Raw genomic sequence first — 24,874 nt, 5'->3', positions numbered from 1 at the left:
TCAGGCAAACTTTTCCGTTGCGCTTTATTGAGGGGTGAAAAATATCCCTCAGGAATAGCGCGTATTCGCCAAGCCTTCCGTCGAACTCTCCCGAACGCTTGCAATGCCCTGTCATTTCCTGCGCTTTCCCGGAAAATAATTATTAAACTCGTCTCAGCACGGGATACAGCACATGCTCCTGAGCCAATACCACACCGGGGAATACCCCCTCTGCTTCTTGCTGCAAACGAAGCAACTGATCATCGGATTTGTAGCGGGAGCTGAAATGAGTGAGCAGCAACCCCTTGGCACCGGCCTCCTTAGCCGCAAGCGCCGCTTGATAAGCCGTACTATGATGATACTCATGGGCCGTCTCCGCAAGCTCCTGCAAAAAAGTGGACTCGTGAACAAGCATATCCGCGTTTTGTGCAAGTTCCTCTACGGCTGTGCAAGGACGGGTGTCTCCAAGAATTGTGACGATCCGTCCTGCCTTGGGTGCTCCAAGTACATCTCGAGCTTGCAAGACATAGCCATCGGGAGTTGTAATGCTCTCCCCCTTCTTCAGTTGTCCATATAAGGGACCTGGGCGAACTCCGTGCCGAGCCAATACAGCCGCATCCAACTTACCCGGCAAATCCTTCTCAATAACCCGGTAGCCATAGCTATCGATGCGATGCTCCAGCAAAGCCGACTCCACCCGAAAGGTATCATCCTCGAAGATAACGCCCCCGTCATGCTCCACGATATCCAGCTTGTAGCTAATTCGGGATTCACTTAGGGCAAGCACTGTTTCTACGAATTTCTTCAAACCCTTTGGCCCGTATATGACCAGCGGCGTATCTCCGCCTTGATAAGCACGGCTGGAGATCAACCCGGGCAAGCCGAATAAATGGTCACCGTGCAAATGAGTAATAAAGATACGCTCCAGTCTGCTCAGTTTGAGCGGGGAGCGCAAAATTTGATGCTGCGTGCCTTCGCCGCAATCGAACAGCCAGAGGGAACGTCTTTCTTCAAGCAGGCGTAAAGCCACTGAGGTCACATTCCGCTCTAACGACGGAACACCTGCATTAGTCCCCAAAAAGTAAAGTTCCATGCCGATCGTCCTTCCGCTTGATAAATTAAACCGCTGAAACCCTCCGAGTTGCGGAGGGTTTCCAAAAAGTATACTTAAGCTTTCTCTACATTAAAGTATTGAGCCTCTGGATGAGCAAACACCATGGCCGAGACCGAGGCCTCCGGCTCCATCATAAAGCCCTCAGTTAACGTAATGCCAATATCCTGCGGCTGCATTAATTCAAATAGCGGTCCTTGATCCTCCAGATCCGGACATGCCGGATAACCAAAGGATACGCGGATGCCTTGATAACGTGCCCCATGGCGCTGCTTCATCGTCATGGTTGCCGGGTCGGGGAATCCCCAGGTATCGCGCATCATATGATGGACCCGTTCTGCGAGCGCCTCGGCAACCTCCAAGGCAACGGCTTGCAGTACGTGGGAGCGCAGATATTCTCCCTGCTCCTTCCACTTCTCCGACAACTCACGTATGCCCTGACCTGCCGTAACGACCAGAAAGCCCACATAATCCATCACACCGCTATCCACCGGCTTCAGGAAATCCGCCAAACATAAGAACGGCTCCGCCTTTTGCCGGGGGAAGCTGAATTTCTTCAGCACTTTACTGGTATCCGCCGGATCGTAAATAAGAATATCATTACCAGATGACTGCGCCGGGAAGAAACGATACATCGCTTGTGTGCGTACGATACCGTCCATCATGGCCTCCAGCAAAATCTGATCCACCGTTTCCTTAAGCTGCACCGCCTTTGCATCTGCTGTGGCCAGCAGTTGCTCCACAGACCCCCGTAAGCCAAGATGGTGCCCCAGCAGCATTTGCATATTAATGTAAGGGGTAATATGACCAATAGGATATTCCCGCAGGACGTGCCGATCTAGATCGGGCGGAAGATATACAGGACCATCCGCTGAAATCTTGGATCGCTCAACGCGGGTTAATACAGGCAGTGGCTTGGCAACAGCCACGACGCTATCCGCTTCCTTCTCCGCTTCCATATCCAGACGCATTTTCTCACGGGCAGCCGGATCCATCAGCTTGTTAGCCAGATCCAGACCGTCCATCGCATCCTTGGCATACACAACCATCCCGTTATATTCCGGACGGATTCGCGTCTTGGTAAATTTGCGTGTCAGGGCTGCGCCTCCCACCATGATAGGCACATCGATGCCGGCATTGCGCAAATCCTGCGCAGTCGTAATCATTTGCTGAGCCGATTTCACCAGCAATCCGGAAAGGCCAATAGCATCCGCCTTCTCTTCCCGGTAAGCTTCAATAATGCGCTCCGGTGGTACTTTTATACCCAAATTCACAATATGGTAACCATTATTGGACAAGATGATCTCCACCAGATTCTTGCCGATATCATGCACATCGCCCTTCACCGTTGCCAGCAGTATTTTCCCTTTTACACTGCTTTCGTTCTTCTCCATAAATGGTTCCAGGTAAGCAACCGAAGCCTTCATCACCTCGGCGCTTTGCAAGACCTCCGCTACGATCAATTCGTTATTGTTGAATAGACGGCCAACTTCTTCCATCCCGGCCATCAAAGGGCCGTTAATGACCTCTAGCGCAGTGTAGCGGTTCAGCGCCTCCTGCAAATCAGGAATAAGCCCTTCCTTGGTGCCCTCGACCACATAGGAGGCCAGACGTTCTTCCAACGTCAAGTTCACAGCCTTTTCAACCTTCTCCACTTTCTTGTTACGGAAAGCCGCGACAAAGGCAGCCAGCGTCTCGTCGTTGGTGTTATAGATCAGTTCCTCCGCCAAGCGGCGTTCTTCCTCAGAGATCCTGGCATAACGCTCCAATTTCTCCGTATTCACAATAGCGTAATCCAGCCCGGCCTTCGTGCACTCGTACAGAAATACCGAGTTCAACACCTCACGACCCGCCTCCGGCAAGCCAAACGATACGTTGCTGACACCCAGCACGGTATGCACTTGGGGCATGGCTTCCTTAATGAGGCGGATGCCTTCAATCGTCTCCCTGGCAGATCCGATATATTGCTCGTCTCCTGTCCCCACCGGGAAAACAAGCGGGTCAAAAATCAAATCCTCCGCGTTTAGTCCATATTTATGAACCAGCAGATCATGAGAGCGCTTGGCTACCTCAAGCTTGTCCTCCCGAGTAATGGCTTGTCCACGCTCATCAATCGTCCCGACAACGACGGCACCGCCATATTTATGAAGAATCGGCGTTACCTGCTCGAACTTCTCCTCACCGTCCTCCAGGTTAATGGAGTTAATGATCGATTTGCCCTGGCAATATTGCAAGGCTAAATCAAGCACCTTCGGATCGGTAGTGTCGATCATCAGCGGTACCTTAACCTTCTTGACCACAAGTTCGAGGAATTTCTCAATATCCTCCGCCTCATCACGATCCGGGTCTTGCACGCAGACATCAACGACCTGAGCACCATTTTTGACCTGGGCACGGGCAATTTCAGAGGCTTCTTCATATTTGCCTTCCACAATCAGGCGTTTGAATTTCCTTGATCCCAGAACATTCGTTCTCTCACCGACAAGGTAAGGACGATTGGCCGATTCAATGTATACGGGCTCGATGCCCGACAAGGCCGGTAAATGATCTCCGTCCAACTCACGCGGACGATATTCACCAAGCGTTCTAGCCAGAGCTTCGATATGAGCCGGGGTTGTTCCGCAGCAGCCGCCGGCAATGTTCAACCAACCGGATTCGGCAAAAGCCGACATTTTGCGAGCAAGCGAATCCGGTGATTCATGATAATGTCCGTTCTCGTCGGGAAGCCCCGCATTAGGATGACAGCTTACCGCAGCTTTAGCAATACTGGACAATGTACGGATATGATCGCGCATAAATTCCGGTCCGGTCGCGCAATTGAGGCCAATGGAAATCGGCTTCAGATGCTCCAGCGAAATATAAAAGGCCTCAATATTTTGTCCGGCCAGCGTTGTGCCCATCGGCTCAATTGTGCCCGATATCATGAGCGGCAGAGTGATCCCCGTCTTGGCAAAAGCCCGCGTAATCGCGATACTCCCCGCCTTCACATTAAGTGTGTCCTGCGAGGTCTCCAGCATAAGCGCATCTACCCCGGCTTCGATCAGAGCAATAACCTGCTCCTCGTAGCTGTCCGTCAAGCCATCAAAGGTAACTCCACCGGTAACAGACAAAGTCTTGGTTGTGGGTCCCAAAATCCCTACCACATAACGTGGATGCTCCGGTGTGCTATACTTTTCTGCAGCTTCAATCGCCAGCTTGGCGGCTGCCAGATTAATTTCGCGGGCCCTATCCGATATATCGTATTCAGCCAGCACGACAGATGCCGCGCCAAACGTATTAGTCTCAATCAAGTCGGCTCCAGCCGCCAGGTACTTCTCGTGAATTCCCCGTATAATGTCCGGACGGGTGAGCACGAGCATTTCATTGCAACCATCCAGGTCTTCTCCACCGAAATCGGCAGGAGCCAGGTTTTCCTGCTGAATCATAGTGCCCATCGCACCATCAAGGATTAAAATTCTTTCTTTTATTCTCTCAAGCAGGCTTGGTTTACTCATGATCATGTCCCTCCCGTAAAACGTTAAGATTTAGTTTAACAGAATGAAGCGTTGAAGAAAAGAGGTCCGGCCTCATCACTTCGGGAGAATTCATGTGCTCTGCTCCGGTCTGCTCATTCGTGTTGGCTTTGCGTTTTGCGCCCAACCTACTATAATGTAATAGCACATGCTCTACCATTGAACTGAACCATAAGAAAGCCAGGTGATTTGATTGATCAGCATCATTATGGTGGCCCTTGTAGCCATCGAGCATATTTATATTCTTATTATGGAAATGTTCCTCTGGACCAGTCCACGTACAATGAAGACTTTCGGCACCACACCGGAACTTGCCCACGCCACCAAGCCATTAGCTGCCAACCAAGGACTCTATAATGGCTTTCTTGCTGCTGGGCTCATCTGGGGGCTGCTTCATCCTCATGCACAGTTCGCCACCCAGATTCAAATCTTCTTTCTTGTATGTATCGTGATTGCTGCGCTATATGGCGGGGCTACAGCTTCACGGTCCATTATTCTGAAGCAAGGAGCACCGGCGTTGATTGCCTTGCTGCTGGCGATCTTCTCCTAATTATCGGCTCAGCCAAAGTAGCCAGGTAGTCAAACAACAACGGCGGTGCAGGATCATTTTATCCTGCACCGCCGTTTATTTATTAGGATTATTTAAATTATTGGACCGTAAATGACTTCGAAGGCATTGAGTGTTGATCCCGAGCTGTCACATGAGAGATTACTTTGTAGGTACCCGGCCCATCAAACGATTGCTCCAGCACATAAGTGCCATTCCCAGCAGAGGTTACGGTAACTTGACCGTGCTCCCCTTCAGTATCATCTTCACGCCAGAATTCAAAAGTCACCTCGTCGGCATCGTCTACCTTTTGCTCTTGATGGGTAACCGTAGCCGTGAAGGTCACCGTCTCCCCAATTTGTACAGGATCAGGGGTTACTTCGAGTTGAACCTTGATCGGTGCCAGAGAGAAATTCTCCATGGCCGTTGATTCCGTACGCGCACAACCGCCAAGTAAAGTCAGCGTCAGGATAAAAGCGGCCAGTAACCACCCGCTTCTCTTCATGAACGATTCCCCTCTCTACGATCGCCTATGCTTTTCAGGTGCGGTATCTTGAAGTTGATCTGTTATTTTAGCCCGGCGATAATATCGTATAGCTCCGTTAAACGGGCAATTTCATAATTAGGTACAATCTCATCATTGCGTGATTTATGCTCGCGGTTCACCCAAACTGCGGTCATGCCAACACTGAGAGATCCCTTGATATCCGTCGTCAGCTTGTCTCCGACCATAAGCCCTTCACTTGGCTTAATGTCCAACAATTCCATGGCATGCTGAAAAATAGATGGGTCGGGCTTCCCCTTCCCAAAGCTGCCAGAAATCAGGATCTCATCGAAATAAGGCGCCAGCTCCGGCACCCCGTCAAGCTTCTCCTGCTGGAGTGCTGGACAACCATTTGTCAACAGCAGCAGCTTAACCTTCCCTTGTAACTCCTTAAGCACCTCAAAGGTTTCTTCATAAATGTGAGGACGGGAGCGACGCTCACGCCCAAACTGTTCTGCCAGTTCCGCCGCCAGCTCCTCATCCTCAACCCCAAGGGCCAGCAGTCCTCTTCTCCATGACTCTTTGCGGTACACGGGAGCCAGTTGCTCCAACTGACGAAACTCCGGTTGTTCACCAGCAGAGAATGTAGCCCATAATCCCTCAAACGGGTTGATTCCAATCATGGTCGTGAACGGGTAGGTCTCATAGGATTCATACAACCCTCTCGCCTCACGTCGAACAGCTTCTTCAAGCTGCTCGGCGTGAAAGCCTGCGCCGGCCTTCTTCACCGCATTTTCACAGGTTGCCGCGAAGGCCTCCTTCACACTGCGGTCATCCCAAAGCAATGTGTCATCCAAGTCAAAACAAACCGCTTTGATCGTCATCTGTTCCTTGTCACCCTCTCGGTCCTGTAAACCTTATATATAGAAGACTATTCTCTCTCAAGCTTGACATGATGCGTATTAGCGTATAACTCCAGCCGTGCGGCCATCGCTTCAACGTCAAACCGGTTACGATTCCGGTAAAATACCCATTTAGGCTCACGCGTCTTCGGTTCGATTACAATTTTGTTTGCGCTAACCTTGATTTTATTAATGTTCCCTGCGTCCAGCATTTTGTCACGGTTGAATTTCGACGTATACAGCCAGCTCTTGTTAATTCGCAGATACGGCTTGCGAAGATAAAGGGCAACGGCAAGCACCATGTACAAAATGATGGTCGTCCAATACAAGAATGAGCTTACTTGTTCGGGTCCACTCATCAGACCCACTGTAGCGTACATCAAGGCTAACAAGAACAACACAACAGGTAAAATAATGTTGCGCCCCTTGAAGACATCCCCATCCCCATTTGCTCCCAAAGAGCTTCGGGAACCTGGATTGCTTTGTCCACGTCCTACATTCGGCCCCTTTCCTTTCTTACTCATTTTCACTCGATTCCGCTCTACTTTGCGGTCAAACGAAGCCATCTACGTTTCCTCCCTATTTATCTACAATCTCAATGGAATCAAGCTGCTGCCGAAAGTTCTTGCGCACGTTCTGCAGGTAGGTTTCCCGAAGTTGGGCCCTTTCCAACACCTCGTCCTGCGTCAGTCCTTCCGTTTTATGCTTGCGAGCCAGTTCATTGATTCGTTGTACCAAAGCATCAATATCCATAAATTCCTCCTGCTTGTTTGTTTGCGGTATTTCCCTTGCAACGTTCAAAATACACTAGGTACTTTGATATTATATAGGGCATTAATTCCTACTTTGACATGAGAAAAAGAGCTTGTCAAGGCGCCCAGGTTCACCACCAGGACTCTCTCCTACAAGCTCCTAACTATAGATGTATACTCCAGATGTATATCCCTGCCAGAATCCATTTTGTTCCATACTATCTGACTTACCTTCTGAATAATACCAATGGCCTTATCGGGCAGGCAGCAGAAGAACATCTCCCGCTTGAATTCTACTGGTCCCCAGTCCGTTGATCTGCTTCAACTTCTCTACATAGATTCGCGTATCCTGATTAGCAGGTTTATGTTCTACAGCGATCTCCCATAGCGTGTCTCCCGACATAACAATCACTTGGGCAAGCTCAGTCTCTGCTAACTTATCATCCGATGAAGCGGCTAACGCTGTTACGACACCGGTGCAAGTGACAACCAAAATGACCAGTAAAGTAATCATCTGGAAGAATCGGCGCTTAGGCCAGGTGCTCTTATGTAAAATTCGCTCGACGACGGGACGACGGAAGGAAGGCTGCTCATAGATGCTTTGATAGGAACTATATTTCAACATAAACTCATACCCCCAAACAAATGTTCTCATTTCATAATTCGACTATATCACGAACGTTTGTTTGATTCAATAGTTTATTGCGAACATTTGTTCTTTTTTTTATTTTCATCCCATGTTAGAACTAATGTTTGTACGAACGGAAGTTCTATGTTATAATTTTTCCAAACGTTACTAAATGGGGTTGATCCGAAAATGTCAAAGGTATCAAGCCGTCAGCAGGCTATTCTTGAATTTATAAGAAATGAAGTGCGGGCTAAGGGATATCCTCCTTCCGTCCGAGAGATCGGTGAAGCTGTTGGACTGGCCTCCAGTTCAACCGTTCATGGACATCTGGACCGGTTGGAGAAGAAGGGCTTTATTCGGCGCGATCCGACGAAGCCTCGGGCCATTGAGCTTCTGGGACAGGATGTCTCGGAGAATTACAACCTGTTCTCTCATAGCGTTGCGCGTGTTCCCGTCGTAGGGAAAGTCACCGCCGGGATGCCAATTACAGCAACAGAGAATATTGAGGATTACTTCCCACTCCCCGAGCATTATGCGGGTGGCGCAGAGATCTTTATGCTTTCCGTCGTCGGCGATAGCATGATCGAAGCAGGCATACATAGCGGAGATTACGTCATTGTCCGCCAGCAGCAAACGGCTAACAACGGAGAGATCGTTGTAGCTATGACGGAAGAAGACGAAGCTACCGTCAAGACCTTCTATAAAGAGAAGGACCACATTCGTCTCCAGCCGGAGAACTCCACGATGGAACCACTGCGGTTGAAGCATGTTACAATTCTGGGCAAGGTCGTCGGATTGTTCCGCGATTTGCATTGAATAACAAATAGGACAAAACGTGATGCTCTATCCGTTTTGTCCTATTTGTTATAGTACGCATACAGCCTCATCCTATGGCCGTCCTCTCCATATTCATTCATCCCAGCGGAGATCCAGCATCTGGGGCGTATACCCCGTTTTTTCTCGACGTCCTCTTGTACTCCATCCCAGGCCAGAGCGTTCCGATATCCACCATAACTTCAATCTGGAGCGCCGCCGTTGGTATCTCTTCAATTCACTTATCGCCATAGCCACAACCTCCTTGGCTATAAGTTGCCCATCTTTGAATAAATCATGTAAACATTTAGTATTTTCAGAAATCAAAAATTTACCTGTACACACTAAAACTTAACCTTCCCTTACAATAATAGCTTCTCGAACAAAAAACCCTTGAGGACCATATCCAGGCCCTCAAGGGTTTTTCCCAATTTTAGTACAATGTCATATATTGATCGCGTTCCCAAGCGTGAACTTGAGTACGGAAGATATCCCACTCGATTTCCTTCAACTCGTAGAAGTGAGTCAAAGCATGTTCGCCGAGCGCTTCGCTTACTACTTCACTGCGCAGCATTTCGCCAAGTGCTTCCTTCAGATCCGATGGCAAGCTAGGAATTCCTTCCTCTACGCGTTCCTCTTCGGACATGATGTAAATGTTCCGGTCTACGGGTTCAACCAATGGAAGCTCTTTGCGGATACCGTCAAGCCCTGCTTTGAGCATAACAGCCAGTGCCAGATACGGGTTGGCCGCCGGGTCCGGGTTACGAACCTCAACGCGAGTGCTAAGGCCGCGGGAAGCCGGAATACGAATCATCGGGCTACGATTGCTGGAGGACCAAGCCACGTAGCAAGGGGCTTCATAACCAGGAACCAGACGTTTGAAAGAATTGACCGTCGGATTTGTAATCGCCGCCATGGCACGGGCATGCTTCAGGATACCAGCCATGTAATAACGGGCTTCTTCGCTAAGACCAAGCTCATCGCTCTCGTCATAAAAGGCATTGACATTATCTCTGAACAGGGATTGGTGACAGTGCATTCCGGAACCGTTCACGCCAAACAACGGCTTAGGCATAAATGTCGCATGCAATCCATGATGGCGAGCTACCGTTTTAACTACCAATTTGAAGGTTTGAATTTGGTCAGCCGCTTTGATCGCACTGGCATATTTGAAGTCAATCTCATGCTGGCCTGGAGCTACCTCATGGTGAGAAGCCTCAATTTCAAAGCCCATTTCCTCCAAAGTCAATACGATTTCGCGGCGGCAGTTCTCACCCAAATCGGTTGGTGCCAAATCGAAATAACCACCTTGGTCGTTAAGTTCAGTAGTTGGGTTCCCCTTCTCATCCGTCTTGAACAGGAAGAACTCAGGTTCTGGACCTACGTTCATCGACGTGTATCCCATCTCTTCAGCTTCCTTCAAGACGCGCTTCAGAATACCGCGCGGGTCACCAGCAAACGGTGTACCATCAGGCATGTACACATCGCAAATCAGACGAGCCACACGATCTTCAGTAACCCAAGGGAAGATAACCCAGGTATCCAGATCCGGGAAAAGATACATATCGGATTCTTCAATCCGGACATAACCTTCGATGGAAGAGCCGTCAAACATCATTTTATTATCCAAAGCTTTCTCCAATTGGCTTACCGGGATTTCCACATTCTTGATGGTCCCTAGCAAATCCGTAAACTGCAGGCGGATAAAGCGTACATTCTCTTCTTTGGCAATGCGTAAAATGTCTTCTTTGGTGTACTTCGAATAACTCACACGAACCTCTCCCAACATTTAAATTATTTTTTGAAAAAACGGGACAATTCTCCCTGAATCAGAGACACCTGACCATGCTTGCTTCCTGTAACCAATTGCTGCTTTAGCATACGATAGATTTGTGAGTCCGTCATCTCCCGACGTTTCTCTTCCGTATCCTTCGTAATCACGGTTGCTTCCTGAGACTCCCGGGACATCGGGTTCATCACCTGCTTAATGCCTGCGATATTGACACCTTTATCGATGAGTCCTTTTATTTCAAGCAAGCGTTCCACGTCATTCAGGGAAAACATCCGCTGATTCCCCGACGTGCGGGCAGGCACGATAAGCTCATGCTGCTCATAGTATCTAATTTGTCTTGCGGTTAAATCCGTAAGCTTCATCACAATACCAATAGGAAACAAGGCCATATTTCTGCGAATTTCCTCACTCATCGCTATCAACCTTCCAGTTAAGTTATCATGAACCTATCATATGTCAGTTATCCTGACATGTCAATAGATGTGTTAGGATAACTTACAACAAGTTGCGGTCCTTCATGGTCTGCAGCGCAGTGAGTAAGCCAAATTTGACATGCGAATAGGTTAACCCGCCTTGCATATATGCAATGTATGGAGCACGAATGGGAGCATCTGCCGAAAGCTCCAGGCTTCCTCCCTGAACAAAGGTCCCGGCGGCCATGATGACCGGATGCTCATACCCAGGCATGTCCCACGGCTCTGGAACCACATGACCGTCTACCGCTGCCGCCCGCTGAATCCCTTGGACAAAGGCAATCAATTGCTCGGATTTGTTAAAGGCAATGGCCTGAATTAAATCCGTCCGCGCATCCTTCCATCCTGGTCTGCTCTCAAAGCCCGCCCGCTCGAACAGGGCCGCCGCCAGTACGCTACCTTTGATTGCTTGTCCCACAATGGTCGGGGCCAGAAATAACCCCTGATAGATTCCACGCGTGGTTCCAAGCATCGCCCCTACCTCGCCGCCGATCCCCGGCGCTGTCAGGCGGTAAGCAGCAAGCTGTACAAGCTGGCTACGGCCGCAAATGTATCCCCCGGTCTCAGCCAGACCTCCGCCTGGATTTTTGATCAATGATCCGGCGATCAAGTCGGCGCCAACCTGTGTAGGCTCCCGCTCCTCCGTAAATTCGCCGTAGCAGTTATCGACGAATACAATCAGATCGGATTTAATAGCTTTTACCCGTTCCACCATCTCGCCAATCTGTGCTACCGTAAAGGAGTTACGCCAGTCATACCCCCGGGACCGCTGAATACCGACAACCTTGGTCCGGTCATTTATATTCGCTTGAACAGTGTCCCAATCTACTTCTCCAGTAGGCAACAGGGCCGTCTCGCTATAAGTAATGCCAAAATCCTGAAGCGAACCGCTGCCATCGCCGGGTACGCCTATCACCTTATGTAACGTATCATACGGGCGTCCTGTAATATAAAGCAATTCATCACCAGGGCGCAACACGCCAAACAAAGCGGTGGCTATTGTATGTGTCCCTGAGGCGAAATGCGGCCGGACCAGCGCCGCCTCGGCGCCAAATACGTCCGCATATACCAGATCCAGCACCTCACGTCCGCGATCATTATAGGCATACCCCGTAGAGCCTGCAAAATGGTAGTCGCTAACCTGATGGCGCTGGAAAGCCTCTATTACCTTCCATTGATTCTGATCAACGATCCGGTCAACATCCCGAAAACGGGATTCTACCTGACGTTCCGCGGCTTCCAGCCAATGTACGATTTCTTCTGCAAATACTGCCATGCTTAAGTTACCTCTCCCTCAACCGGTTCGTTCGTGTTGCTTTTGTTTCGTTCACAATATGGGGTTTGATGATCCATTTTTCTTATCCAGCTTCATATCCTCGGTACGGATAGTCATCAGTTCCAGTCTTCCCGGAGAGCCACCTGCATACTGGTTCAACAGTCGTACCGCTTGCTGCCGAACAGAGCGCTCTATGACATTACGAACATAGCGAGCATTGCTGAATATCTGCTCGCTTTCACATTTCTCCCGTAGCAAATGCTGCTTTAGCTTGAGTATCGCCTGTGGCATCAGAATATAGTCGCGTTCCTTGGCCATCCCTTCGGCAATTTGGATAAGCTGATCAATAGTGTAATCAGGAAAATCCATTTGAATCGGAAAGCGGGAAGGCAGACCCGGATTAGTCGACAGGAAAAAGTCCATCTCATCCGAATAACCGGCCAAGATCAAAATGAACTGATTCTTATGGTCCTCCATGGCTTTGACAAGTGTATCAATCGCTTCCTTACCAAAATCCTTCTCCCCACCGCGCGCCAGGCTGTACGCTTCATCAATAAACAAGATACCGCCGAGCGCCTTCTTCACCAGGTCACGCGTCTTCTGCGCCGTATGGCCGATATATTCGCCCACCAAGTCCGCTCGTTCCACTTCAATTAAATGGCCCTTGCTAAGCACCCCCAGGCGCTGAAACATCTTGGCGACGATACGTGCCACCGTGGTTTTGCCCGTTCCCGGATTCCCCTTGAATACCATATGATAAACCTGCGTCCCGGACAGCAGTCCAGCGTCCGAGCGCATTGATGCAATTTGTAACAAGGCATAAATTTCATACATCAGGTCTTTAATATGGTCCAGGCCAATCAATTGATCCAATTCTTTTTGAATTTCTGCAAAAAGACTTTGTTGTGGCGAGGGCTTTGCTGCAGGCTGTGGTTCACTGTCAGGAACTGCTTGGGAAACGACCGGCGGTTCGCTGCTGCGCAGGATGACATTAATCTGCCGGGAAGGTCTCTCCTCAGGGGAGCCGCTTCTGGCCATAACACGCCCAGACATAGGTAATCACCTCTTTATAAGGGTAGGGCTGAATAAATTCAGTATAGGTACTACTTAAGAAGCACACTTTTAAATGTATTCTCTCTCCCTGTCCGTTATTAGAAGTTTTGCTATTTCAGGCCAACTACCAGCGCCAGTTGATCCAGCTTCCACTTGGAATAGGCCAGCACCTCTCTGAACGTGTTGGGGAACGGCTTTAACACCCGGGATTCAATCACAGACATCTTAGGATTGGCGTAATCCAGTGCGTTGGCTACTTCCAGCGCCCGATTCCCGTGAAAGGTATGCGTGATGATCAAAGCCGATGAGAAGCCTTGTTCCTTCATGATCTCCTGACTGAACTTAAGGTTTTCATAGGTGCTGGTAGCTTCATTCTCCAGCAGCATCTTCTCTCTCGGCACACCTTGCTGCTCCAGATAATTGGCCATCCCCTCCGCCTCCGTAAAGTTGGACTCCGGGGTGTCCAGACCGCCAGTCAACACAAATAACTTGAACCTGCCTGCTTCATAATCCTTCAGGCTTTGATCAAGACGCTCTTTCAAACCGGGGCTAGGCACGTCTCCCCACAGCGAGGCTCCAAGAACAATACCCACATCTGCGGGTTCGGTAAGCTGCGAATTCACGGCCGAATTACGTTCAATACTACCGATTTGCGCCAAGACAAATAATATCCAGCAGATGCCCAGCACCAGCACGAGCAATGCCCAGCGAAGCAGACGCTTACGCTTGCCGCCTCCCCGCCTTCCGGTGGGAGCCATGGAATATTCCATGCTCAGCCTTTTTCCCCGCATCATAGACTTCCTCCCGGCTCAAAAGGTTCTGAAGTCATAAAGCCGCTGCGATAATGCTCCAGAGACAGGTCGAAATACGGAAAGCGCTGATTCTTAATCGCATGAAGCAAACGCTCTGCGGTCTCGGTAGCCAGATCATAATCCTTAACGGTAATCAACCCTTTGGTTAGTGCCTCATCCAGCTCATCCTCGTCCAGCAGGAAGGTTTCACGATTCTTCAGGACGACAATGTCCAGATACAGATCGTCAAACCATGGCACGCCTTGATCCGTAATCCCTTGCGTCTTGCAGATATCAATGTACCATTCCACGATGTCTCCATGATCATCAAACATAGCCGTAACAATGAAATGCTCGCCTTTCGGATAGTACTGCAGCCAAGTAAAGCCCTTGTCTGCGATACGAAATGTATGTCCTCCGTATGTCTTCCATAATGGATCCCGCAAGGCGGTGATGCTGTATAACGTCACGTGACCCGTGAATATGCCGCTCTCCACGTATCTGGATTTGAATTGACGCTGGGTCACACGGCGCCAATTTGCGCGGTCTCCGAATTTTCGCTTCATACATATTACCCTTTCAACACAGTGTAATATCAGCTTACCATATTTGAAAAAGAGTCACAAAAAACATTTTTCACGGCATTTTGCAGCAGAAAGACCCCCGGCTGCACCTTACGTGCCACCAGGGGTCTCGTTATAACCTCTTCACCTTAACAGGCCAGGCGTTTAGCCACCATTTCCGGTAGGAGTATTCAGAACTTCGCCCTGAATGCTTCCTCCATCAACTTCGCCTCCAGGGGGCGGCAGGCTCTCCCCATCGTCTCCATCCATCGGATCGGAATCATTCCCGGCTCCGTTCTCAGACCCGTTCCCTTGACTGCCGTTGCCGCCATGGTTCGGGTCTCCCTGACCGTCACCACCGGTGCCACCTGGATTGTCTCCATTACCAGGAGTTGTGCCATGGTTGCCCTCACCGTTATTTTGGCCCCCATCACCGTTCCCTGGATAACCGGGCGTTTCTGGAGGTTCCTGACCGGGATCAATCGGTTCTTCACCTTCCGGTGGACCCTCGGCTTCAATCAAGACCTGAGCGCTATTGGACGGCTCGCTCTCCACAGCATTAATGGGATCATAGGCCGTCACATAGTAGATATAGCCCGTACCCGAAATAACGCTAATATCCTCGGCTTCCGTCGTAACAGAATCCATAACCGGACTGAACTGCTCCTCCGTGGCTTCACGACGGTATATGCGATAGACGACATCCGCCTGCTCCACAGGATTCCAACTCAGCGATACTACGCCCGTATCTGTATTATAGGAAGCAGTTAAACCTGTAGGTGCTGTTGATTCAGGTTCTTCCTCTTTTTCCGGCTGCAAATTATCAGGAACCGGGAATGACTTCGTCGGTACCCCTTTTAGCGCTTCATTCATGACGGCAGCGAACAAAGCTGCAGTCTGACCACTGCTACCGTTCAGCAAATGGTTCTTATCCGCCGTATCATAGCCCATCCATACGGCCCCGGTCCATTCCGGTGTATAGCCGACGAACCAGACATCACGGTTTTTACTACTCTTAAGTCCCGGAATACCGTGCTGCGTCGTTCCCGTCTTACCGGCAACCGGACGATCCAGCTTGGCACGTTTCCCGGTTCCCTCATTAACGACATTTTGCATCATCGAAGTCATGTAGTAAGCGGTCTGCTCACTAAGCACGCGCTTGGGCTTCGGTGCATTATATTTATATTTCTCCACCCCGTTGTGGTCAACGATCGTCTTGATGGAATACGCCGGGTTATAAGAGCCACCATTGGCGAAGACACTGAAGGCTCCCGCCATTTCAAGCGTATTGGTCCCATGGGTCAAGCCACCAAGAGCAATCGCTAAATTGCGATCATCCTTATCCATGGTAATGCCCATCTCTTTGGCATATTTCACACCGGTGCCCACGCCAACCTCATTCAGCAGCCACACCGCCGGAATATTTTCCGATTTGGTCAGAGCCAAACTTAAATTAATACTCTTGGAATAGCCATGCAAATTCTTCGGACAGTAGTCGCCGAAGCACTGCTGCTCGTTACTAATCTGCGAATTCGGCGTGAATTTGCCGGATTCAAGGGCCGGAGCATAGGACACAATCGGTTTGAATGCCGAACCTGGCTGACGACGGCTGTCCAGACGACTGAAGCCTTTACGTTGGTAGTCACGTCCACCAAGCAGGGCCACCAGGCTACCGTTCTCATGGTTCATGATGACCATAGATGCCTGCACCTGCTGCTCGTCCTTGCTCTTCTCAAAGAAATCATCATTATCAAATGCCTTCTCCAGCGCCTTCTGCGCCTTAGCATCCATCGTTGTATAGATTTTGTAGCCTCCACGGTTCAGTTCATCTTCCGTCAGGCCAAACTTCTCTTCTGCTTCTTCAACAACATAATCTATGAACGCAAGATAGCTTTGATTTCTTGCCGGAGGCTCATAATTATAATCCACGGCCTTAGCGTGATCCCGCTCTTCGGCGGTAATATAGCCCTCTTGATACATCAACTCAAGCACGACAGCCCGCCGTTCCTTGGACAAATCTGGATTCTTGAGCGGATTATAGCGCGAAGGTGCCTTAGGCATCGCCGCCAGTGTGGCCATTTCCCATAATTCCAGCTTATTCAGATCGCTCTCCCCAAAATAACGAATGGAGGCAGCCTTAATGCCATAAACAGTTCCCCCAAAGTTAATACGATTGAGATACATGGTAAGAATGTCCTCTTTGGTCTCATGCCGTTCAAGCGCCATCGCAATCGACATTTCCGTCGCTTTACGGAAGAATGTTTTATCGGCACTTAAGAAGATATTCTTCGCCAATTGCTGGGTAATCGTACTACCACCTTCGACCAGAGAACGAGCTACGATATCCTTAACCGCTGCACGGCCGATGGACCATAAGTCCACTCCGTTATGCTCAAAGAACCGCCGATCTTCCGTAGCAACAAACGCTTCCCGAAGCAGTTCAGGTATTTGCTCATGGTCCACGGGCTCACTCTTGTCAATCGAGAGTTCTCCCATCAGGACGCCGGTTCGATCATAAACCTTGGTGGTTTCATATACCGTCAATTTATCCTGGTTCTCCAGTAAAATCTTCTCGCCGCTGACCGTGATATACATGTAACCCGCAATCGCACAAAATATCGCAAACGCAATCGTAAAAAACGAAGTCCATAATACCTTTCTAACCGATAGCCTTCTCTTTTTCTTCGCCTTTGGTGATTTTGACGAATTTGGCTTTTTCTCGGTGTGACCGCTTCTTTGCAGTCTTGAAGGATCTTTACTAGACATGTTTCTGACTCCCTTCCTGCCAATCTGCCTATCCAAGGTTGTTCAAAAAGTGCTAGTCAATGATGAATCTACAAATAGCTACCGTTACTTGGGTAATGCAACTTTTTGAACTTCACTTAAAGGCTTACGCTTATTCAGGTGCATGGAAAGAAAAGAACAACCCGAATCAGGTTGCTCCTTTCTTACCTATACTTTTAACGTATTGAAATCAAAAAAGTTTCAGCTCAGCTTAGTCCTCGCTCGGCTGCTCCTGCATCAGCGATACATTACGCTGCGGCTGGAAGGTCGAGATTGCGTGCTTGTACACCATTTGCTGGCGTCCATCGCTATCAATTACGATGGTGAAATTGTCAAATGCCTTGATTGTCCCTCTGATCTGGAAGCCGTTTGTCAAAAATACGGTGACCGGAATGCTCTCTTTGCGTAGTTGATTTAGAAATGTATCCTGGATGTTAATGGTCTTATTCATAGCCGTACCCCCAATAGGAATCAATTAGTGTTTTGAATTATATTCAAGATCAGCGGGAAACTTTCCTGCTATTATAGCATGGGCCTCCGCTAAAATCCCGGAAAAATTTTCACCATCGCCGACGTCAATCCAGGCAATATCCTTCATATGGCGGAACCAGGATAGCTGCCTTTTGGCAAAACGGCGGGTGTCTCGCTTCAATTTCTCCACAGCCAGTTCGAGCGGCAGACCGTCTTCCAAGTGCTCGATGATTTCTTTATAACCGAGTCCCTGCATTGAGACCAGTTCGCGGGTATACCCCTTAGCGAGCAATCCGCGCACCTCATGGACCAGCCCCAGTCGCAGCATCTCGTCAATTCGCTGTTCAATACGGTTATAAAGCATTTGACGGTCCATTGTCAAACCGATGATGCAGAGCTCGTAGGGCGATTGCTTGTTTTGTCCCTCCAATTGAGACGATAAAGTGCCGCCCGTCAGATGATGTATCTCCAAGGCCCGAATGACACGCCGCACATCGTTGGGATGAAGCCGGGTCGCCGACTTCGGATCTACGGCCGCAAGCCTGGCATGCAGGGCTTCCGCTCCCTGCTCGTCGGCATACGCCTGCTGGCTGGTGCGAAACTCCTCGTCCGCCCCTGCATCCGTAAATTGAAACTCATAACAGACCGATTCCACGTACAGACCCGTCCCGCCAACGATAAAAGGCAAATGTCCCCGCGTTGTAATCTCTGGAATGAGCTCCCGGCACCACTCTTGAAACATAGCGACAGAAAAGGGTTCATCCGGTCTCAGCACATCGATAAGATGATGAGGGACCCCGCCCATCTCTGCCTGGCTGATTTTGGCTGTACCGATGTCCATTTCTCGGTATACCTGCATGGAATCTCCGGAGATAATCTCGCAGGACAGGAACTTGGCCAGTTCAATGCTCAGCTTCGTCTTGCCCACGGCGGTAGGTCCCACCAGCACAAGCAGTTTAGGTTTTTGAGGTTGAGTCAAGGGAAATCACTCCGTAAGCTATTTTAGAATGGGCACGGGTACAGGGAGTAAAGCCCAGACGGTCAAACTCGCCGCTGGCCTTCTGCTCCTTAAGAACGACTGTTTTGCGCGCTACCCGGCAGGCTTCCTTCACCGCCTCGGCATCCAGCTGGTTCGAATTGGCGAAGGAGCGCAAGGGAGACAGGGAAGATGATTCCGCAATCGGATCGCGGAACATCGGATCGAAGTAGACAATATCGAAGCTATCATCAGGCATAGCCTGCAAAGCCTCCAGATGGTGGACTTGCCGAGTCTCAATGCGTCTAAGTGCCTCATTGAAGGGAACAATCCTGGATATGTATCGCTGCAAGCCCTCATACAGCAAAGCCCAGAGCGGAAGCGAATCCTCTAGCGCCACTACACGACCTTCCTGACCTACCGCAAGCGAGAATACCATCGCATCGGAGCCCAGCCCGGCTGTGGCATCAATTACCGTATCGCCGGGCATCACTCTGGCGGCCTCCAGCATCGCATCTCCTTCACCTTTAAGTAGACGCTTCGCCCGCACAAAGGCCATGCTGGGATGAAATACCATAGGCTCCTGCCCGGTACGATGCAGACGGACCCCCTGCTCCAGAATGACCAGAATATCAGCATCGCCGTAGCGCTCCGCCAGCTTGGGTAGTGCGGTTCGGCTTCTAGACACATAAGGTTGATTAGACAGCTTCGCCAGTTCCCGCGCCCGCTGCACGGTACCAGGAGTTTCGTGGTCCCCCGTTGTAATGATCAACATTTAATTCCAATCCCTTCGTTTATGGCCACCCGCTATCGTTACATGACCCGTTTGAACAGCTTTTCTAAATCGTAGGTAGAGAAGGAGACAAGAATGGGACGTCCGTGCGGACAGGTATAAGGCTGTTTGCAGGCGGCAAGCCGCTGGATCAGCGTGTTAGCTTCCTCCGGCGTCAGCTTCTGGTTCGCCTTGATGGACGCTTTGCAGGATACCAAAGTGGATGATTTCTCGCGCAGCTTGGACAGATCGATCGTCCGTTCGCTTAGCACCCATTCGGCCATCTCTTCAATAATCTCGGCTTCCTCCCCTTGGGGGAACCAATACGGATGAGCCACCACACGGAAGGTGCTGCCTCCGAAATGCTCCAGAATGACCCCTGCTTGCTCGAACCAATGCAGGCGTTCTTGCAGCTTGGCTCCGTCTGATGGTGTAAATTCCAGCGTGATCGGTAACAGCAGCTCCTGTGAGGCATCCGCTGGATGTCCAAACTTCTCATAGTAATATTCATAGTTGACCCGCTCATGCGCAGCATGCTGGTCGATCAGGTATAAACCCTGCTCGTTCTGGGCGATCAGGTAAGTGCCATGATGCTGTCCAATCAAGGACAGCTCGGGGAAGGCCGGAAGCTCCGGCGCCGCCTCAGGCGAGCTGCCGTACAGCGCTTCCGGCATCTCTTGCAGCCGCGCTGGCGGTAGCGGCTGCTGCGCCGGTGCGCCGCCGCCATACGCAGCAGCGGCGGCATTGCCTTGGCCAAGCCCGCCTTGCGGCTTGGCCGAACCCGGCCCAGGCGACGGCGCCGAGCCCGTCGCCCCTGGCCGCGCGGCGCCGTACGCGTCGGCGCCGCCAGGGGCGCGTTCCCGCAGCGGCGGCAAGCCTTCGGCCGCTGCGGGAACGCCATAGCCCGCGGGGCGGGCGGCGTGAGCGCCGCCGCCGTCTGCACGCGGGCGAGACGCCGCCTCGCCAGGGCTTGGCGGGCGCTCAGCCTGGGCCGCCGATGCCGCTGGCCCGGCGGCCCCATTCCCCGCGCCTGAACCCGGCGCGGAGAAGTGGAACTGCTCCTGAATTACGGAGCCGCTTCCTCCCTTGCCGATGTTCTGCCGCACCACCTGCGGAATCAACACCTGCCCGGACAGCACCGTACGAATGCTGTTCTCCACAAACCCGTTCAGCTCCGGCTCCTTGCTGAATCGCACCTCCAGCTTCGCCGGATGTACGTTAACGTCCACCAGCGATGGATGCATGTCCAGCATCAGTACTGCAATCGGATAACGGTTGATCGGCAGCAGCGTATGATAGGCCCGCAGCATGGCCTGATGCAGTCCATGGTTGCGAATGTATCGACCATTGACGATCGTCGACATGCCGTTGCGGTTTGAGCGAGCCAGATCAGGACGTCCGATAAATCCGGTCAGCTTATAATCCAGGTCCTCCGCCTCAATCGGCACCATCCCTTTGGAGGTGTTAATCCCATAGATAGCGGCGATGACTTGAAGCAAATCGCCCCCGCCCGGAGTTTGCAGCAACGTATTGCCATTATGCCGCAGCGTAAAGGCAATTTCGGGATGCGCCAGCGCCTGACGGTACATCACATCGGAAATATGTCCCAGCTCCGTTTGGATGGTTCTCATATATTTCAGCCTTGCCGGAGTATTGTAAAATAATTCCTTAACCTGAATATCCGTTCCTTGCGGAGCCGCCTCGTCGTCCTGCTTCTTCAAGGTACCGCCCTCAATCTCAATCATTCGGCCAAGTCCTGTATCGCTGTTAGCCGAGACAAGACGGACTTTGGACACGGCGGCGATACTTGCCAGCGCCTCGCCCCGGAACCCCAGCGTGCGAATCTGATACAAATCCCGTCCAGTCGCAATCTTGCTGGTCGCATGTCGGAAAAAAGCCGTCTCGCAATCCTCGGGATCCATGCCCGATCCGTTATCGGTCACCCGGATCAATTGCAATCCGCCCTCATCCACCGCAACTTCGACTTTCGTCGCTCCCGCGTCCACGGCGTTCTCTACCAATTCCTTCACCACGGAAGCCGGGCGTTCCACAACTTCCCCGGCTGCGATCTGGTTAGCAATATGCTCGTCCAGTATTGCGATTTTTGCCATTTCCTTGTCCTCCCGTCTAATAAGTCCGGTTCACGGTACACGGTCAGAAGCTTATAGCTCCCTGGCCTTCATCTTCAAATCGTTGACTAGCTGCATCGCTTGCAGTGGCGTCATATTCATCAAATCAATTTCTTTAATGAGATTAACGATCTGTCGCATCCCTGGATCTTCCGGCGCCTGGGCGGCCTTCTGCTTCCGCTTCGGTTCCTCGTCACCAAAGATTGACAGTTGCACAACCTCTCTGACTTCTTCACCGCTCAAGGCCGGTTCATCATCAGCTTCTCCCGCAGCGGCTTCGAGTACCGCCAGTCTGGCGCCCGACAAACCCTCAGAATGTTGTTCCAATTTGCCATCCCGCCGCTCTCCAGCCTTGATCTGCCTGCTGTCGGCTTCATGTGCATAGGCCGTAGTTCCTTCACTAATGACGGAAGACACAGTCCCGCTCTCTTCCAGACCATGCAGCAACCCGTAGGCCCGACCGATGATTTCATCCGGCAATCCGGCTAAACGAGCACAGTAAATGCCGTAGCTGGTGTCAGCCGCTCCCGGAATCAGCTTGCGCAAGAAGTGCACCTTGTCTCCGCTCTCCTGCACTGCCATGCTATAGTTGCACAATCCGCGCAGACTTTGCTCCAGATGAGCCAATTCGTGAAAATGAGTCGATACAAGCGCTTTGCAGCCAATGCGGTCGTGCACGTACTCAATAACAGCCTGGGCGATAGCCATTCCTTCGCTGGTTGAGGTGCCACGACCCAACTCATCTATGATGATCAAGCTTCGCGGGGTCGCTTTTTCCGTCATAATTTGAATATCAGCCATCTCCACCATGAAGGTGCTCTGGCCCCCGATCAAGTCGTCCGCCGCTCCAATTCGCGTAAAGATGCGGTCCACCAGTGGCATTTCCGCCTGATTAGCCGGAACGAAGCTGCCGATTTGCGCCATAATTGAAATAAGGGCTACCTGCCGCATATACGTACTTTTGCCCGCCATATTCGGGCCTGTGATCAGCAGGATGCTGGCATCTTCCTTACGTAAGGCTGTACCATTAGCGATAAATGAGGAATCATGCATAACCGACTCCACGACCGGATGCCGACCTTGCTCCACCCTGAGATCATAACCATCCGTCAATTGTGGCTTAACAAAGCGGTTGTCTGATGCCACGGCTGCCAAAGCCCGCAACACGTCGATACCGGCAATTTGCTCGGCCAGCTTTTGCAATCGAGGGATGTTGTCAGCAATCTGCTCGCGCAGTTCGTTAAACAGCGCATATTCGAGGTCGACCATTTTCTCCTCGGCTTCCAGAATCAGCGCTTCCTTCTCTTTCAACTCGGGGGTGACAAACCGCTCCGCATTGGCCAGCGTCTGCTTGCGTTCATACCGCCCTTCTGGCAAGGAAGCCAGGTTCGCACGGGTAACTTCAATGTAGTAGCCAAATACTTTGTTGTAGCCAATCTTCAGCGATTTAATCCCGGTAGCTTGGCGTTCTGCCGCTTCCAACTCGGCGATCCAGCGTTTCCCGTTCGCTCCCGCTTCCCGCAGCTCGTCCAATCTTGCATGATAGCCAGCTTTGATGATGCCGCCATCCCGTACCGATACCGGAGGATCGTCAGCAACCGCCGTATCGATCATGTCCGCCAGGTCTTTAGCCTCATCCATTGAGGCCGCAATCCCCTGTAATGTGGATGACCCTGAACCCGCGCACAGTTCCTTGATTTGTGGCACCTGACGCAAAGAGGTTTTCAAGGCCACCATATCCCTGCCGTTGGCATTACCAAAGGCGACGCGTCCAACCAGCCGCTCCAAATCATAGATTTCCTGCAAGGAGGTACGCAGATCCTCACGCAAAATAAACGCGCCATGCAAATGTCCTACCGCTTCCAATCGTTCCTCAATACGCCCCTTCTGTAACAGCGGCTTATCGATCCACCGACGCAACAGTCTTGAGCCCATGGAAGTCTCGGTCTTGTCAAGCAGCCATAACAAGGAGCCTTTCTTGGACCGTTCGCGAACCGTCTCTACCAGCTCCAGATTGCGCCGGGTGAAAGGATCGAGAATCATAAAATGCTCAGGCTCATACGTGGATATTTTCGTTAATTGTCCGAGAGAACGCTTCTGGGTTTCACTCAAATAGCCAATCAGCAAAGCGATATTATCACAGCGCTCTGGCTCCAGGCGAGTCCATTCCGCTTCTCCAAACAATGTGCGTCCCGTATCCTCTCTTGATTTGGTCCAAGGGGTATACACAACAGGTTTGCTGAGCGGCGCGGCTTGTCCGTTAACCCATTCCAGTAGCTCGGCATCACCAATCATTTCCGCCGGATCGTACAGACCGATCTCATCACGAAGCCACTCCTTGTTGGACGGCGCCGAGGTCGCATATAGTTCTCCAGTAGACAGATCACAAGCGGACAAGGACATCGTGCCTTGCTGCTCGGTAATACATACGATGTAATTATTGACCCGCTCGCTAACCGTTTTGCCTTCCATAATCGTGCCCGGAGTAATTACTCGTACGATTTCGCGTCTAACGACGCCTTTGGCGACCGAGGGGTCCTCCAGTTGCTCGCATATCGCAACTTTATAACCCTTCTCAATCAGCCGGTGTATGTAGTTGTCCGCCGAATGGTAGGGAACCCCGCACATCGGAATTTTTTCCTTCGTGCCCCCATCCCGTCCGGTTAATGTAATTTCCAGTTCTTTTGAGGCCAAAATGGCATCGTCAAAGAACATTTCATAAAAATCGCCTAGCCGGAAAAAGAGAAACGCATCCTGCGCCTCTGCCTTGACCCGCAAGTATTGTTCAATCATTGGCGTGTAGGTAGCCATGATCCCCCTCCACCTTGTCCTCTTTTAGTTGAAGCTTGTTAAGCTTGCTTTTGATCACGATGTTAATTGTAGAAGCTTGCCAAGTCTTTCTTCCACAGATTTCTATTATACCAGAAAGGGACGTGTGGTTACGAGAGGTTTTGCAGCTTCGAAAGAGCAAGCACTTTACGAAAACCGACGTGGATTCATCCAACAGAGCCGCATCCGTCCACAACATGAGTTTTCCTTAATGCGAGTCCATACTAGTGGGAAATT

At 50.9% G+C, this 24,874-nt stretch carries 22 protein-coding genes; 2 read left to right on the top strand and 20 right to left on the bottom strand.

Annotated elements, in window-relative coordinates; translation table 11 throughout:
- Window positions 1-142: 142 nt before the first annotated feature.
- Complete coding sequence (gene rnz, locus AC1VOR_RS00110; protein ID WP_482614949.1) at window positions 143-1,072, bottom strand: ribonuclease Z; 930 nt, start codon at window positions 1,070-1,072, stop codon at window positions 143-145.
- A 74-nt stretch (window positions 1,073-1,146) separates the two neighbouring features.
- Window positions 1,147-4,584, bottom strand: a complete 3,438-nt coding sequence (metH, locus tag AC1VOR_RS00105) for a methionine synthase (protein ID WP_482614948.1) — start codon at window positions 4,582-4,584, stop codon at window positions 1,147-1,149.
- 226 nt (window positions 4,585-4,810) lie between these two features.
- Here metH and AC1VOR_RS00100 point away from each other — a divergent pair, with 226 nt between their 5' ends.
- Complete coding sequence (locus AC1VOR_RS00100) at window positions 4,811-5,152, top strand: DUF1304 domain-containing protein (protein WP_482616352.1); 342 nt, start codon at window positions 4,811-4,813, stop codon at window positions 5,150-5,152.
- Window positions 5,153-5,249: 97 nt separating this feature from the next.
- Here AC1VOR_RS00100 and AC1VOR_RS00095 read toward each other — a convergent pair whose 3' ends face one another.
- The 5 genes from AC1VOR_RS00095 to AC1VOR_RS00075 all read right to left on the bottom strand — a co-directional run bounded on the left by AC1VOR_RS00095 (window position 5,250) and on the right by AC1VOR_RS00075 (window position 7,912).
- A complete protein-coding gene (locus AC1VOR_RS00095) occupies window positions 5,250-5,654 on the bottom strand; it encodes a FixH family protein (RefSeq protein WP_482614947.1) in 405 nt (134 codons plus the stop codon).
- Between the two features lie 62 nt (window positions 5,655-5,716).
- Window positions 5,717-6,517: an HAD family hydrolase gene (locus tag AC1VOR_RS00090; protein WP_482614945.1), complete on the bottom strand. Its 801-nt coding sequence runs from the start codon at window positions 6,515-6,517 to the stop codon at window positions 5,717-5,719.
- A gap of 47 nt (window positions 6,518-6,564) precedes the next feature.
- Window positions 6,565-7,101, bottom strand: coding sequence for a hypothetical protein (locus tag AC1VOR_RS00085; protein WP_482614943.1), 537 nt, complete (start codon window positions 7,099-7,101; stop codon window positions 6,565-6,567).
- Between the two features lie 13 nt (window positions 7,102-7,114).
- Entirely contained in the window at window positions 7,115-7,288 is a 174-nt protein-coding gene (locus AC1VOR_RS00080; RefSeq protein WP_082673137.1) for a DUF896 domain-containing protein, read from the bottom strand.
- Window positions 7,289-7,540: 252 nt separating this feature from the next.
- Complete coding sequence (locus tag AC1VOR_RS00075; RefSeq protein ID WP_482614942.1) at window positions 7,541-7,912, bottom strand: LysM peptidoglycan-binding domain-containing protein; 372 nt, start codon at window positions 7,910-7,912, stop codon at window positions 7,541-7,543.
- Window positions 7,913-8,104: 192 nt separating this feature from the next.
- Between AC1VOR_RS00075 and lexA the strand changes: the two genes are divergently transcribed.
- Window positions 8,105-8,731: a transcriptional repressor LexA gene (lexA, locus tag AC1VOR_RS00070; RefSeq protein WP_482614941.1), complete on the top strand. Its 627-nt coding sequence runs from the start codon at window positions 8,105-8,107 to the stop codon at window positions 8,729-8,731.
- 93 nt (window positions 8,732-8,824) lie between these two features.
- Here lexA and AC1VOR_RS00065 read toward each other — a convergent pair whose 3' ends face one another.
- The 13 genes from AC1VOR_RS00065 to mutS all read right to left on the bottom strand — a co-directional run bounded on the left by AC1VOR_RS00065 (window position 8,825) and on the right by mutS (window position 24,619).
- The gene (locus tag AC1VOR_RS00065; protein WP_482614939.1) at window positions 8,825-8,980 is read right to left on the bottom strand and encodes a hypothetical protein; all 156 of its coding nucleotides are present in this window, start codon (window positions 8,978-8,980) and stop codon (window positions 8,825-8,827) included.
- 181 nt (window positions 8,981-9,161) lie between these two features.
- Window positions 9,162-10,517 carry a type I glutamate--ammonia ligase gene (glnA, locus tag AC1VOR_RS00060; RefSeq protein ID WP_482614937.1) on the bottom strand — a complete coding sequence of 452 codons (1,356 nt, stop codon included), beginning with the start codon at window positions 10,515-10,517 and terminating at the stop codon, window positions 9,162-9,164.
- A gap of 5 nt (window positions 10,518-10,522) precedes the next feature.
- Window positions 10,523-10,933 (bottom strand): MerR family transcriptional regulator, encoded by a 411-nt coding sequence (locus tag AC1VOR_RS00055; RefSeq protein WP_482614936.1) that lies wholly within the window; start codon window positions 10,931-10,933, stop codon window positions 10,523-10,525.
- 82 nt (window positions 10,934-11,015) lie between these two features.
- Entirely contained in the window at window positions 11,016-12,269 is a 1,254-nt protein-coding gene (locus AC1VOR_RS00050) for a methionine gamma-lyase family protein (RefSeq protein WP_482614934.1), read from the bottom strand.
- Between the two features lie 51 nt (window positions 12,270-12,320).
- Window positions 12,321-13,322: an AAA family ATPase gene (locus AC1VOR_RS00045; protein ID WP_482614932.1), complete on the bottom strand. Its 1,002-nt coding sequence runs from the start codon at window positions 13,320-13,322 to the stop codon at window positions 12,321-12,323.
- 110 nt (window positions 13,323-13,432) lie between these two features.
- Window positions 13,433-14,116 (bottom strand): YdcF family protein, encoded by a 684-nt coding sequence (locus AC1VOR_RS00040; RefSeq protein ID WP_482614931.1) that lies wholly within the window; start codon window positions 14,114-14,116, stop codon window positions 13,433-13,435.
- A complete protein-coding gene (locus tag AC1VOR_RS00035) occupies window positions 14,113-14,679 on the bottom strand; it encodes a ribonuclease FAU-1 family protein (protein ID WP_482614930.1) in 567 nt (188 codons plus the stop codon). Before AC1VOR_RS00035 ends, AC1VOR_RS00040 begins: the two co-directional genes overlap by 4 nt.
- 162 nt (window positions 14,680-14,841) lie before the next feature.
- Window positions 14,842-17,442: a transglycosylase domain-containing protein gene (locus AC1VOR_RS00030; protein ID WP_482614928.1), complete on the bottom strand. Its 2,601-nt coding sequence runs from the start codon at window positions 17,440-17,442 to the stop codon at window positions 14,842-14,844.
- Between the two features lie 229 nt (window positions 17,443-17,671).
- Window positions 17,672-17,911, bottom strand: coding sequence for an RNA chaperone Hfq (gene hfq, locus AC1VOR_RS00025; RefSeq protein ID WP_059052940.1), 240 nt, complete (start codon window positions 17,909-17,911; stop codon window positions 17,672-17,674).
- 24 nt (window positions 17,912-17,935) lie between these two features.
- A complete protein-coding gene (miaA, locus tag AC1VOR_RS00020) occupies window positions 17,936-18,910 on the bottom strand; it encodes a tRNA (adenosine(37)-N6)-dimethylallyltransferase MiaA (RefSeq protein WP_482614925.1) in 975 nt (324 codons plus the stop codon).
- On the bottom strand, window positions 18,888-19,679 hold the full coding sequence (locus tag AC1VOR_RS00015) for a class I SAM-dependent methyltransferase (protein WP_482616350.1): 792 nt from the start codon (window positions 19,677-19,679) through the stop codon (window positions 18,888-18,890). The genes miaA and AC1VOR_RS00015 overlap by 23 nt, the downstream gene beginning before the upstream one ends.
- Before the next feature lie 41 nt (window positions 19,680-19,720).
- Window positions 19,721-21,790, bottom strand: coding sequence for a DNA mismatch repair endonuclease MutL (gene mutL, locus AC1VOR_RS00010; protein ID WP_482614924.1), 2,070 nt, complete (start codon window positions 21,788-21,790; stop codon window positions 19,721-19,723).
- Window positions 21,791-21,841: 51 nt separating this feature from the next.
- Window positions 21,842-24,619, bottom strand: coding sequence for a DNA mismatch repair protein MutS (gene mutS / locus AC1VOR_RS00005; protein WP_482614923.1), 2,778 nt, complete (start codon window positions 24,617-24,619; stop codon window positions 21,842-21,844).
- Window positions 24,620-24,874: the final 255 nt, after the last annotated feature.

This window comes from Paenibacillus sp. 1SOY10, assembly GCF_056836745.1.
The sequence above is the reverse complement of the archived record's forward strand: the minus strand, read 5'-3'. Positions and strand labels throughout refer to the sequence as shown.

What these genes read in the sequence shown, in the direction of transcription:
- rnz (WP_482614949.1), bottom strand. Translation starts at nt 1,072, where the DNA reads ATGGAACTTTACTTTTTGGGGACTAATGCAGGTGTTCCGTCGTTAGAG.
- metH (WP_482614948.1), bottom strand. Translation starts at nt 4,584, where the DNA reads ATGAGTAAACCAAGCCTGCTTGAGAGAATAAAAGAAAGAATTTTAATC.
- AC1VOR_RS00100 (WP_482616352.1), top strand. Translation starts at nt 4,811, where the DNA reads ATGGTGGCCCTTGTAGCCATCGAGCATATTTATATTCTTATTATGGAA.
- AC1VOR_RS00095 (WP_482614947.1), bottom strand. Translation starts at nt 5,654, where the DNA reads ATGAAGAGAAGCGGGTGGTTACTGGCCGCTTTTATCCTGACGCTGACT.
- AC1VOR_RS00090 (WP_482614945.1), bottom strand. Translation starts at nt 6,517, where the DNA reads ATGACGATCAAAGCGGTTTGTTTTGACTTGGATGACACATTGCTTTGG.
- AC1VOR_RS00085 (WP_482614943.1), bottom strand. Translation starts at nt 7,101, where the DNA reads ATGGCTTCGTTTGACCGCAAAGTAGAGCGGAATCGAGTGAAAATGAGT.
- AC1VOR_RS00080 (WP_082673137.1), bottom strand. Translation starts at nt 7,288, where the DNA reads ATGGATATTGATGCTTTGGTACAACGAATCAATGAACTGGCTCGCAAG.
- AC1VOR_RS00075 (WP_482614942.1), bottom strand. Translation starts at nt 7,912, where the DNA reads ATGTTGAAATATAGTTCCTATCAAAGCATCTATGAGCAGCCTTCCTTC.
- lexA (WP_482614941.1), top strand. Translation starts at nt 8,105, where the DNA reads ATGTCAAAGGTATCAAGCCGTCAGCAGGCTATTCTTGAATTTATAAGA.
- AC1VOR_RS00065 (WP_482614939.1), bottom strand. Translation starts at nt 8,980, where the DNA reads ATGGCGATAAGTGAATTGAAGAGATACCAACGGCGGCGCTCCAGATTG.
- glnA (WP_482614937.1), bottom strand. Translation starts at nt 10,517, where the DNA reads ATGTTGGGAGAGGTTCGTGTGAGTTATTCGAAGTACACCAAAGAAGAC.
- AC1VOR_RS00055 (WP_482614936.1), bottom strand. Translation starts at nt 10,933, where the DNA reads ATGAGTGAGGAAATTCGCAGAAATATGGCCTTGTTTCCTATTGGTATT.
- AC1VOR_RS00050 (WP_482614934.1), bottom strand. Translation starts at nt 12,269, where the DNA reads ATGGCAGTATTTGCAGAAGAAATCGTACATTGGCTGGAAGCCGCGGAA.
- AC1VOR_RS00045 (WP_482614932.1), bottom strand. Translation starts at nt 13,322, where the DNA reads ATGTCTGGGCGTGTTATGGCCAGAAGCGGCTCCCCTGAGGAGAGACCT.
- AC1VOR_RS00040 (WP_482614931.1), bottom strand. Translation starts at nt 14,116, where the DNA reads ATGATGCGGGGAAAAAGGCTGAGCATGGAATATTCCATGGCTCCCACC.
- AC1VOR_RS00035 (WP_482614930.1), bottom strand. Translation starts at nt 14,679, where the DNA reads ATGAAGCGAAAATTCGGAGACCGCGCAAATTGGCGCCGTGTGACCCAG.
- AC1VOR_RS00030 (WP_482614928.1), bottom strand. Translation starts at nt 17,442, where the DNA reads ATGTCTAGTAAAGATCCTTCAAGACTGCAAAGAAGCGGTCACACCGAG.
- hfq (WP_059052940.1), bottom strand. Translation starts at nt 17,911, where the DNA reads ATGAATAAGACCATTAACATCCAGGATACATTTCTAAATCAACTACGC.
- mutL (WP_482614924.1), bottom strand. Translation starts at nt 21,790, where the DNA reads ATGGCAAAAATCGCAATACTGGACGAGCATATTGCTAACCAGATCGCA.
- mutS (WP_482614923.1), bottom strand. Translation starts at nt 24,619, where the DNA reads ATGGCTACCTACACGCCAATGATTGAACAATACTTGCGGGTCAAGGCA.